The organism is Kangiella sp. (genome assembly GCF_014762745.1).
Taxonomy (GTDB): domain Bacteria; phylum Pseudomonadota; class Gammaproteobacteria; order Enterobacterales; family Kangiellaceae; genus Kangiella.
The window spans coordinates 1-9,896 of record NZ_JABURJ010000068.1 but is presented as its reverse complement, the minus strand read 5'-3'; the positions used below and the strand labels follow the sequence as shown (position 1 = coordinate 9,896).

Here is a 9,896-nt window from a genome sequence, read left to right as displayed (position 1 = left end):
ATGGTTGTGGTTCTGCGATTGCTTCCAGTTCTTTAATCACTGAGTGGGTTAAAGGCAAAACAATCGACGAAGCACAGTCTATTAAGAATACGCAAATTGCTGAAGAGTTGGCTTTACCTCCAGTAAAAATTCACTGCTCAGTGTTAGCTGAAGATGCCATCAAGGCAGCAGTGAAAGATTACAAAGAAAAGCACGGTCAGTAATCGAGAATTTATCAGTAAACTAGGTAAGCAGATTAGGATTTAATATGGCAATCACCTTATCAGATGCAGCAGCAGAACGTGTGAAAAGTTTCATGGCCAATCGTGGCAAAGGACTTGGCATTCGTCTTGGCGTGAAAACCACGGGTTGCTCTGGATTAGCGTATGTCCTGGAGTTCGTTGATGAATTGGAAGATGACGATGTCGTTTTTGAAGATAAGGGCGTTAAGGTGATTGTGGATCCTAAAAGTAGTCTGTATCTGGATGGTACTCGTTTAGAGTTTAAGAAAGAAGGTCTGAATGAAGGCTTTGAGTTTGTGAACCCCAATGTTAAGGGTGAGTGCGGTTGTGGTGAGTCCTTTACCGTATAACTCGCTACTTTAATCACCCTAATCAACCAGGGTGTTAACTCAATTCGTGTCAAAAACCAGTATAACCTTAAACTCAGACTCTGATTATGACTAAAGCACAGCAAAACTACTTTGAATTATTCGGCCTTGAGCCGAATTTTTCTATTGATGTTCCAAAACTGTCTGCCAAGTTGCGTACGCTACTGAATAGTGTTCATCCAGACAGGTTCGCCAGCTCTGGTGCTCAACAGCAAATGCTTTCCATGCAAAAGACCACTCAGTTGAATGATGCGTTTGCGGTGTTGAAACATCCAGTGAAGCGTGCTCAGTATCTACTGCACCTGAAAACGGGTATCGATACTGCCAAAGACCATACGGTGAATGATCCTGAATTCTTGATGCAGCAGTTAGAGCTGCGTGAGGAGCTGGAAACCATTTCTGGGGGTAATGACATTTCTCAGCTACATCAGTTTGCTGATAAAATCAGTGCCCTGGAAGAAGAGCAGGAGAGTCGCATGACAGAGCTGTTCCAACAGGAACCACTCGATACTGATGAGCTTGAAAAAGCGATTTATAAATTACAGTTCTTGCATAAAACCTTGTCTGACATTGAGCAGGCGGAAGACAAGCTTTTAGGCTAAATACCTCAAAACAGTAAATATTATTTATGGCGTTACTTCAAATTTCAGAGCCCGGAAAAAGTACTGATCCACACCAGCATAAACTGGCCGCAGGAATTGATCTGGGAACAACCAATTCACTTATCGCAACGGTGCGCAGCGGTAAAGCGGAAACCCTGCCTGACTTGGAGGGCGATCATATTTTGCCTTCGATTGTCCACTATACGAAAGATGGCACCGTGTCTGTCGGCAAGTCTGCGAAGCTGTTCGTTTGTTCTGACGCCAAAAATACCATTAGTTCAGTTAAGAGATTAATGGGGCGAGGCCTTAAAGACGTTCAGAAAATTAAAGAATTCAGTGCTAATCAGCTCACGGCATCGGGCACTGGCATGCCAGCTGTTGAAACTGATTGTGGCATTAAAAATCCGGTAGAAGTTTCCAGTGAAATTTTAAAAGCATTGGTTAAACGAGCAGAAGATTCATTGGGCGGAGAACTGGGTGGTGTTGTGATCACAGTACCTGCCTATTTTGATGAAGCTCAGCGTCAGGCCACGAAAGATGCTGCGCAAATTGCCGGTGTTAAAGTCTTACGGCTGATCAGTGAGCCAACCGCAGCTGCGGTAGCTTATGGTTTGGATACCGGTAGTGAAGGTATTCATGCCATTTATGATTTGGGTGGCGGTACTTTTGATATTTCTATCCTGCGCCTCGAAAAAGGTGTCTTCGAGGTCATGGCGACTGGTGGTGACAGTGCCCTGGGTGGCGATGACTTTGACCGAGCCATTGCGGGTTACCTCGTTGAGCAGGCAAACATTGATAAGAATGATCGCGGTGCCTATCAGATGGCCATGATCAAGGCGCGTGATGTTAAAGAGGCTTTGACTGACAAAGAGTCCGTCGAGATTAACTTCATGCACTGGAAAGGCTCCATGGACAGAGCTTTAATGAATTCGATCATTGCACCGATTGTGGATAAGACTCTGGTCGCCTGCCGTCGTACTTTAAAGGATGCAGGTCTTAAGGCTTCTGAAGTGCAGGATATTGTCATGGTCGGCGGTTCGACGCGAGTGCCACTGGTGCGTGAGAAAGTTGAAACCTATTTTGGCAAAAAGCCTTTGACTGATATCGACCCGGATAAAGTGGTTGCTATTGGCGCGGCCATTCAGGCTGACGTTCTTATTGGCAACAAAACCGATGAGGATATGCTGTTATTGGACGTTATTCCTCTCTCTCTTGGTGTTGAAACCATGGGGGGGCTTGCGGAAAAGATTATCCCAAGGAATACGCCAATCCCGATTGCCCGTGCGCAGGAGTTTACCACCTATAAAGATGGTCAGACTGCCATGGCTATTCATGTAGTGCAGGGTGAACGAGAGCTAGTCGAAGATTGCCGCTCATTGGCACGTTTTGAGTTGCGCGGTATTCCGCCGATGGTGGCCGGCGCTGCTCGTATCAAAGTGACTTATCAGGTAGATGCTGATGGCTTGCTAAAAGTGACTGCCGAAGAAACCATTACCGGTGTAAAATCGGATATTACGGTCAAGCCGTCTTATGGTCTGAACGATGAGCAGATCACTTCAATGCTGCAATCGTCGGTAAGCCATGCAGAAGAAGACATGAAAGCACGTATGTTGCGTGAGCAACAGGTTGAAGCCAAGCGTGTGATTGAGGCAGTGCAGGCCGCACTGGCCGAAAATGGCGATGAATTACTGTCTAAGGATGAGCGCCATGCCATTGAAGAAGCTCTGAAACAGCTTGCTTACATTGCCGATAATGGTGATATTGAAGCGATTGAAGAAGCGATCAAAGTTGTCGATAAGAGTACCGAAGAATTTGCCAGCCGCCGGATGGATGCGAGTATCGCGAAAGCCCTGGTTGGCCATGAAATTGATGAAATATAAGGGTTTACAATGCCTAAAGTGATTTTTTTGCCGCATGAAGAGTTATGTCCAGAAGGTGCCGTTTTCGAAGCAGAAGAGGGCGAGACCATCCTTGATGTAGCCTTGCGTAACGATATTGAGATTGAACATGCCTGTGAAATGTCTTGTGCATGCACTACTTGCCACGTCATTGTTCGAGAGGGTTTTGACTCTCTGGAAGAAAGCGATGAGCTGGAAGATGATATGCTGGATAAGGCCTGGGGATTGGAGCCTGAGTCACGTTTGAGCTGTCAGGCAGTTGTTGATGATGAAGACTTGACCGTCGAAATACCCAAATACACCATCAACCAGGTTTCTGAGCGTCATTAGAGGCTAGTTTTAAGAGCCAGTTTTAAGAGAGTAATTCTATGAAATGGATAGACAGTTTAGATATTGCCATTGAGCTTTATGAAAAACATCCAGAAGTTGACCCTAAAACGGTAAACTTTGTGGACTTGCAAAAAATGGTCATAGATCTGGAAGACTTCGACGATGACCCAAAGCGTTGTGGCGAGCGCATCCTTGAAGCCATTCAGATGGCCTGGATAGAAGAGGCTGAATAGGCCATTTTTTGAGCGTATAAAATTCAGAAAAGAGTCAACAAAAGGTTGTATTTTCTGCAAAAAACAGTATTATACGCGTCTCACCAAAAACGCACTTTGGTGACTCTCGAGAGAGAATTTGGGTTGCTAGCTCAGTCGGTAGAGCATCTGACTTTTAATCAGGTGGTCACAGGTTCGATTCCTGTGCAACCCACCAAATCTTTTCCTTCGGGAAGCAAAAGCCGCTAATGGAAACGTTAGCGGCTTTTTTTTGTCTGAGAGATTTTCTCGTCATTGCGAGGCCTTTAGGCCGTGGCAATCTCTTTACAGTATCGTATCCCGTGACTTAGGAATCACTTGAGGAAAGAGCGTAAGCGTGTTCCAGGTTTATCAAGAGCAACCTCGAAGTCACTTTGTTCCTTCTAGGCTACGCTTACTGGTGATTTAATTGCTCTTATCAATACTGTAGAACCGAGCTTCAACGATTAATCCCAGCACACCTAAGGTCATTAAAAATACAGCCAGAATTAAGAAGATATTGTTGGCTGGACTGCGTTTATCTTCGAGCACCTTCACATGATAGTCCCGGAAACCTTCATCCAGTTTTTTCATAAAGGACTTTCCCTTGTATTCGCGGGTAATAATACTATCTGGGACCCAGTTATGAGTGGTTTTATCATACACCTGCGGAATATACTCCCCGGTATATTTGATGTAGCAGTGTTTTTCTTCTTTATTTTTTAAGCATTCATTAATTTCATGTTTAAAGTCTATACCCAATGAACGGTACTCATATTGCTTATTACTCGAAAGCAGTTCCAGTTGAGCAATAAAGAAAAACAGCACAGCGACTAGAATAAAGGTTGAGCACACAATAACAGCTGCTTTTCGTTTTCCCTTGGCGATTTCATGTTTGCTATTGCTGGTGTTGGCGATGATAGGGATGTGCATTAGGTTTTTTCGGATATAGTCTTTATCCAGATCTTTAAGCATCTCATCTGGCGTTACCTCATAAGCCGTACAGAGCTTATCGAACATTTCTGTAGAGGGAATGCTTTTGTCATTTTCTAGCTTTGACAGGTACGACTGTTCAATTCCCAGCTTTCTTGCAAATTCAGGCTGAGTCCAGCCACTGGTTGAGCGTAAAGCTCGTAGTTTTTCACCAAGTGTCATTGTTGTTTCTCCGTAAAATTAATGTCGTTAGCCACACAAAAAGTGACCTTATTATTGTTTTTAAAAGCCTCAGGAATAACCAGATGAATAGATTGGAATAACAAGGAATATACAGGAATCTTTTGGAATTTGAATCGGTTAGCTCTAATTTCTCGGGTTGTTTGTGGTTATTATGAAATTCTTTGAAGATATAAAAAAGCCGCAGGGCTCTTAGAAAGAGGACTCCCGCGGCTTCGGCATAGGGCTAGTCGACCCTATTGCTCGAACGCTGTTTTAAAGCACTGTCTTAGTAGTGCTTTGCCTGGCCTTGACCAGTGACTACATATTTCTCTGTAGTGAGCTGTACCAGTCCCATTGGGCCGTAGGCGTGCAGTTTACTGGTTGAGATACCAATTTCTGCGCCTAAGCCTAATTCGCCACCATCTGAGAAGCGTGATGAAGCGTTGACCATAACAACTGATGAGTTGATGCGGCGGATAAATTCATTACCGCGGTCAATGTTTTCAGTGACAATCACTTCGGTGTGGCTTGAGCTGTGTTCAAGGATATGAGCAACGGCATCATCATAGGAAGCCACCTGTTTAACGCTCATGGCAAGACTCAAATACTCATTATGATAATCTTCTGCGCTGGCTTCTGTAGCATTGTTCAGTTGTGCCGCTGAGTCTTTATCAGCTTTAAACTGGATAGCAAATTCATTGCCTAGCTTGTTAACGCGCTTTAAGAATTCGTTAGCAATGTCTTTATGGATAACGAGGCTTTCCAGTGCGTTACAAACACCAGGGCGCGATACCTTACCGTCTTTTAATAGCTTCTCGGCTTTATCAAGATCAGCAAACTTATCGACATACAGATGACAAACACCTTTAAAGTGCTGTATCACTGGGATCTTGCTGTTGTCAGTTACTGCACGAATCAAACGCTCGCCTCCGCGTGGAATCACCAGATCAATGGTGTCGCGGAATTGAAGCAGGTGATTAACCGCTTCGTGGCTTTGCGATGGAACAATGCAGACCATCTCTTTGCTGTGACCACAATCTGTAAGCGCATCGTGCCAGCATTGTATCAGCGCCTGGTTAGAGTGCCACGCCTCTTTACCACCGCGCAGAATCACAACGTTGCCTGATTTTAGCGTCAGGGCAGCAGCTTCTACCGCAACGTTTGGACGCGCTTCGTAAATCATCAAGATGACGCCTAAAGGAATACGCATCTTGCCGACACGAATACCGTTCGGACGTAATGTGCTTGGCCCAATCTCGCCAACCGGGTCAGCCAGGCTCATCACATTGTGCAGTGCATCAACCATGCCATCAACACGTGCTTCATCAAGCAGCAAACGATCAACCATCGCGTCAGGCAGGTCGTTATCTTTGGCGTATTGAATGTCTTTTTTATTGGCTTCGAGAATCTGGTCCTGGTTGGCTTTAAGTCTTTTAGCCATCGCCGCTAAAACGTCATTCTTCTGGCTGCTGGATAAATTTCCCAGCGTTTGTGCTGCCTGTTTGGCACGCACCGTTAGTTCATACAGCTCTTGCTGTTCTTTACTTTCAAATGTGTTCTCTTGCATCGTCATAAATTCCTCCTAAGCTACCGATACTTCTTTACAAGTACGGTGAATTAAAGTCCCTGGGTTCTGGTTGTCGAACAACCTCATGTAACTTTCGTTCTTACCATTACAGATAATGGTGTCGATACCGTTTTCTGATGCAAAGCGCGCAGCTTGTAGCTTGGTTTGCATACCGCCAGTACCGCGTGGGTTATTGGTGTCTTTACCCACTGCCATGGTTTCGTCGTTAACACCTTTAAACTGGGTTACCAACTCTGCTTCAGGGTTAACCTTTGGGTTGTCATCATAGACACCATTAATGTCACTACAGATGATCAATAGGTCAGCGTCCGTTAATGCAGCAACCTGTGCCACCAGATTGTCGTTATCGCCAATGGTCAGTTCCTCTGTCGCAACTGTGTCATTCTCATTGACGATAGGCATGGCGCCTAATTCAAACAAGGTCTGGAATGTGTTGCGGGCATTCTGCGAACGCTCCGGGTTTTTGATGTCGGCAGAGGTTAATAGTACCTGGGCTACCACGTCATCAAAGAAGCGCTGCCAGTGTCGAACCACCATAGATTGGCCAATCGCAGCCAATGGTTGCTTTTCTTTACGGGTTAGCACCTCATTGTCAGGCTTCACCAGGTTAAAACCGGCGGCCACCGCACCTGAAGATACCAAGGTAACGTTTTTGCCAGCTTTGTGGCATTTACGAATAAAGTGTGCAATCGGCAAACAATATTCTGATGAGCAGGAGCGGCCGTCTGGAGCAATCAGCGCTGATCCTACTTTAATGACTATATTTTTGTATTGACTAAAATCGATGTGTTCGAGCATGGAAAACCTTATATTTCATTTAAAGGATGTATGAATGGAAAAGTCGAAAGGATGTGCCTGAAGACAGGACTGAAATCAGTTGTTGTAACTGACTCAGTAGCAACAGAAATAGCGTTCGACTGGCTCAAAAAGCCCGTCGTTGCTGTCTTTTTCGCTGTTGAATAAATAGTAAGCACGGTTCGCATTGTCGTCATACAGCTCCTAATGTCAAATTCTATCCCGAGAAAATCTGAGAGCGCCTCTAAGCGCCGCCTAGCCGTGTTCTGTTGCTTTAACTGGTAGGGTAGTAGCATTAGTTTAAGTATTGCTAACTCTCCGCGAGGCCATATCTCAGCGATTTTCTCTGTTTCGTAAAATTATTTGAAATAACAGTATCTTATGCTTCGGATAAGATTTACTTATCCGAGGGCTTGTTTGACATTACTATTGACGTACCTGGATACAGCCAGCTGCCTGGGTTCTGGTTCAACCATAACTTGCTATAAGCTTCCTTCTTCCCATTACATATGGTTACGTGAATGCCATGCTCAGTAGCTAGCAGGGCAGATTGAAGCTTGCTTAACATGCCGCCAGTTGATTGAGGATTAATGTTGGTTTTGGCATAACTGATAATATCGGCATCGGCCTGCTGTATAGTTGAAATCAAATTGGCATTGGGGTTTAGCTGAGGGTTGTCGTCATAGACGCCGTCTACATCACTGCAGATAATTAACAGGTCGGCATCGGTTAGCAGCGCCACTTGTGCAGCGAGTCGGTCATTATCGCCAAATTTAAGCTCTTCGGTGACAACCGTATCGTTTTCATTGACGATCGGGATTGCGCCAAATGTTTGCAGTTGAGCAAAGGTTCTTTTGGCATTCTGGGCTCGTTTAGGATTGTTAATATCGTCTGAGGTGAGTAGCACCTGGGCAACATCCTGATCGAAAAATCGCTGCCAGTGGCGTATGACGATGGATTGGCCAATCGCCGCCAATGCCTGCTTCTGCTCCAGATTCAAAGTTCTATCGACCAGTTGAAGCTGATTAAAGCCAGCAGCAACAGCGCCAGAGGATACCAGGATGACCTGTTTCGAAGCGGCATGGCATTTCTTTATAAAGTTTGCGATTGGCAGGCAATATTCAGCTGAGCAGGCATGTGAGTCCGGTGCTACCAAGGCGGATCCCACCTTGATGACGATTTTTTGAAAATGGTTGAAATCTATTTCATTCATCAGCTTTTCTCTCAGACATTAAAAAACCCGCGAAGCTTTTGGCTTGCGGGTTTCTGTGGTTTATCGTTTCTATGAAGTCGTTATCGATGACTCAGTAAAAAATATTCACACAGCGCAAGCCGAGACTTTCCGGGTACGGGAAGACTTGCGGGGATAACCGCTAGAGGCTGTGATGTGTGAAGGGATTTATTCATGACATTGATGATCGCTGGAAAACATTATCCAGTCAATTAACTTTTGGTTATACAGTAGGGGAGAGTGAGCTCAGATTATGAACACTGAGTAAAGTAAGCTGTATGTTATGGATTCGTTACTTGATTAGAGAGTCTAGAATTGTTTGATGCGGAATGAAAAGTCACTGGATCCCGCGGTCGAGCCGCGGGATGACAGTGTATGGTTTTAATAGATTGGCTAAGACCAAAAAAGGCACTAAAACACTGGGCGGGATTATTTTAACTGATCCGCTAAGTAAGTATGAATCAGTGCATAAAGCTTAGCTGATTGCTCATTATTGGCTGCGCCGCCATGACCACCTTCGGTGTTTTCATAATACAAAACATCGTGCCCCATGGCTTGCATTTTGGCGACCATCTTGCGCGCATGACCCGGGTGAACACGATCGTCTCGGGTAGAAGTGGTGAAGAAAATTCTTGGGTAATCTTCATCCTTGTGAACGTTATGATAAGGCGAGTAGGTTTTAATGTAGTTCCACTCATCTTCATTGTCAGGGTTACCGTATTCACCCATCCAGCTTGCGCCTGCCAGCAGTTTGTTGAAGCGCTTCATATCCAGTAGTGGAACCTGACAAACGACAGCGCCAAAGAGATCAGGACGCATCGTCGCAACGGCGCCAACCAATAGGCCACCATTACTACCGCCACGAATACCTAAATGTTCTTCGGATGTGATTTTTCGCTCGATCAAGTCCTCGGCAACGCTGATGAAATCATTAAAGGCCACATGACGATTTTCTTTTAAAGCCGCCTGATGCCAGTCTGGACCGTACTCGCCACCGCCACGTATATTGGCCAGCACATAAACACCACCCTGTTCTAACCAATTTTTGCCTATCAGCGCTGAGTAGCTTGGACGCAGGGAAACTTCAAAGCCGCCATAACCGTAAAGCAAGGTTGGGTTTTTGCCGTTGTATTCGACATTTTTACGCATGACGATAAAGTAAGGCACTTTAACGCCATCGTCTGCTTCAACAAAGTGCTGCTCAACTTTATAAGGTTCGGCATTAAAGAAAGCCGGTAAGCTTTTCAACTCGCTGAATTTTCCGGTCTTCTCATCAAAGTAAGAAAAAGTACTAGGGGTTAAGAAACTGGCATAGTTAACAAAAAAGTTGTTGTGCTTGTCGCTGGTTCCGGCAACACTCAACGATCCAAACTCTGGCAAATCTATCTTTTTACTCTGCCACTTACCATCGGCATACCAATAACGATGTAATTCGCTGCTGACATCTTTCAGTAAGTTTATGAGTAAGTAATCCTTTG

Annotated in this window: 11 protein-coding genes and 1 tRNA gene; 7 read left to right on the top strand and 5 right to left on the bottom strand. The window is 45.0% G+C overall.

Features of this window, described 5'->3' with window-relative positions:
- The 7 genes from HUJ19_RS05115 to HUJ19_RS05085 form a co-directional block, all read left to right on the top strand.
- Positions 1-203, top strand: a 203-nt coding sequence (locus HUJ19_RS05115; protein ID WP_290622628.1) for an iron-sulfur cluster assembly scaffold protein, incomplete at its 5' end; no start/stop codon positions are given.
- A gap of 44 nt (positions 204-247) precedes the next feature.
- Positions 248-571: an iron-sulfur cluster assembly protein IscA gene (gene iscA / locus HUJ19_RS05110; protein WP_290622627.1), complete on the top strand. Its 324-nt coding sequence runs from the start codon at positions 248-250 to the stop codon at positions 569-571.
- 86 nt (positions 572-657) lie between these two features.
- On the top strand, positions 658-1,191 hold the full coding sequence (gene hscB, locus HUJ19_RS05105; protein ID WP_290622626.1) for a Fe-S protein assembly co-chaperone HscB: 534 nt from the start codon (positions 658-660) through the stop codon (positions 1,189-1,191).
- A 26-nt stretch (positions 1,192-1,217) separates the two neighbouring features.
- The gene (gene hscA, locus HUJ19_RS05100) at positions 1,218-3,071 is read left to right on the top strand and encodes a Fe-S protein assembly chaperone HscA (RefSeq protein WP_290622625.1); all 1,854 of its coding nucleotides are present in this window, start codon (positions 1,218-1,220) and stop codon (positions 3,069-3,071) included.
- A 9-nt stretch (positions 3,072-3,080) separates the two neighbouring features.
- A complete protein-coding gene (gene fdx / locus HUJ19_RS05095) occupies positions 3,081-3,419 on the top strand; it encodes an ISC system 2Fe-2S type ferredoxin (protein ID WP_290622624.1) in 339 nt (112 codons plus the stop codon).
- A 38-nt stretch (positions 3,420-3,457) separates the two neighbouring features.
- The gene (gene iscX, locus HUJ19_RS05090; RefSeq protein ID WP_290622623.1) at positions 3,458-3,652 is read left to right on the top strand and encodes a Fe-S cluster assembly protein IscX; all 195 of its coding nucleotides are present in this window, start codon (positions 3,458-3,460) and stop codon (positions 3,650-3,652) included.
- 120 nt (positions 3,653-3,772) lie between these two features.
- A tRNA-Lys gene (locus HUJ19_RS05085) sits at positions 3,773-3,848 on the top strand.
- Positions 3,849-4,075: 227 nt separating this feature from the next.
- Here the strand turns inward: HUJ19_RS05085 and HUJ19_RS05080 are convergent.
- The 5 genes from HUJ19_RS05080 to HUJ19_RS05060 all read right to left on the bottom strand — a co-directional run.
- On the bottom strand, positions 4,076-4,804 hold the full coding sequence (locus HUJ19_RS05080; RefSeq protein WP_290622622.1) for a helix-turn-helix transcriptional regulator: 729 nt from the start codon (positions 4,802-4,804) through the stop codon (positions 4,076-4,078).
- Positions 4,805-5,090: 286 nt separating this feature from the next.
- The gene (locus HUJ19_RS05075; protein ID WP_290622621.1) at positions 5,091-6,377 is read right to left on the bottom strand and encodes a glutamate-5-semialdehyde dehydrogenase; all 1,287 of its coding nucleotides are present in this window, start codon (positions 6,375-6,377) and stop codon (positions 5,091-5,093) included.
- A gap of 9 nt (positions 6,378-6,386) precedes the next feature.
- On the bottom strand, positions 6,387-7,190 hold the full coding sequence (gene proB / locus HUJ19_RS05070; protein ID WP_290622620.1) for a glutamate 5-kinase: 804 nt from the start codon (positions 7,188-7,190) through the stop codon (positions 6,387-6,389).
- Positions 7,191-7,584: 394 nt separating this feature from the next.
- Positions 7,585-8,400 carry a glutamate 5-kinase gene (gene proB, locus HUJ19_RS05065; protein ID WP_290622619.1) on the bottom strand — a complete coding sequence of 272 codons (816 nt, stop codon included), beginning with the start codon at positions 8,398-8,400 and terminating at the stop codon, positions 7,585-7,587.
- Positions 8,401-8,847: 447 nt separating this feature from the next.
- A partial coding sequence (locus tag HUJ19_RS05060) for a prolyl oligopeptidase family serine peptidase (protein ID WP_290622618.1) occupies positions 8,848-9,896 on the bottom strand: 1,049 nt, incomplete at its 5' end.

What these genes read in the sequence shown, in the direction of transcription:
- iscA (WP_290622627.1), top strand. Translation starts at nt 248, where the DNA reads ATGGCAATCACCTTATCAGATGCAGCAGCAGAACGTGTGAAAAGTTTC.
- hscB (WP_290622626.1), top strand. Translation starts at nt 658, where the DNA reads ATGACTAAAGCACAGCAAAACTACTTTGAATTATTCGGCCTTGAGCCG.
- hscA (WP_290622625.1), top strand. Translation starts at nt 1,218, where the DNA reads ATGGCGTTACTTCAAATTTCAGAGCCCGGAAAAAGTACTGATCCACAC.
- fdx (WP_290622624.1), top strand. Translation starts at nt 3,081, where the DNA reads ATGCCTAAAGTGATTTTTTTGCCGCATGAAGAGTTATGTCCAGAAGGT.
- iscX (WP_290622623.1), top strand. Translation starts at nt 3,458, where the DNA reads ATGAAATGGATAGACAGTTTAGATATTGCCATTGAGCTTTATGAAAAA.
- HUJ19_RS05080 (WP_290622622.1), bottom strand. Translation starts at nt 4,804, where the DNA reads ATGACACTTGGTGAAAAACTACGAGCTTTACGCTCAACCAGTGGCTGG.
- HUJ19_RS05075 (WP_290622621.1), bottom strand. Translation starts at nt 6,377, where the DNA reads ATGACGATGCAAGAGAACACATTTGAAAGTAAAGAACAGCAAGAGCTG.
- proB (WP_290622620.1), bottom strand. Translation starts at nt 7,190, where the DNA reads ATGCTCGAACACATCGATTTTAGTCAATACAAAAATATAGTCATTAAA.
- proB (WP_290622619.1), bottom strand. Translation starts at nt 8,400, where the DNA reads ATGAATGAAATAGATTTCAACCATTTTCAAAAAATCGTCATCAAGGTG.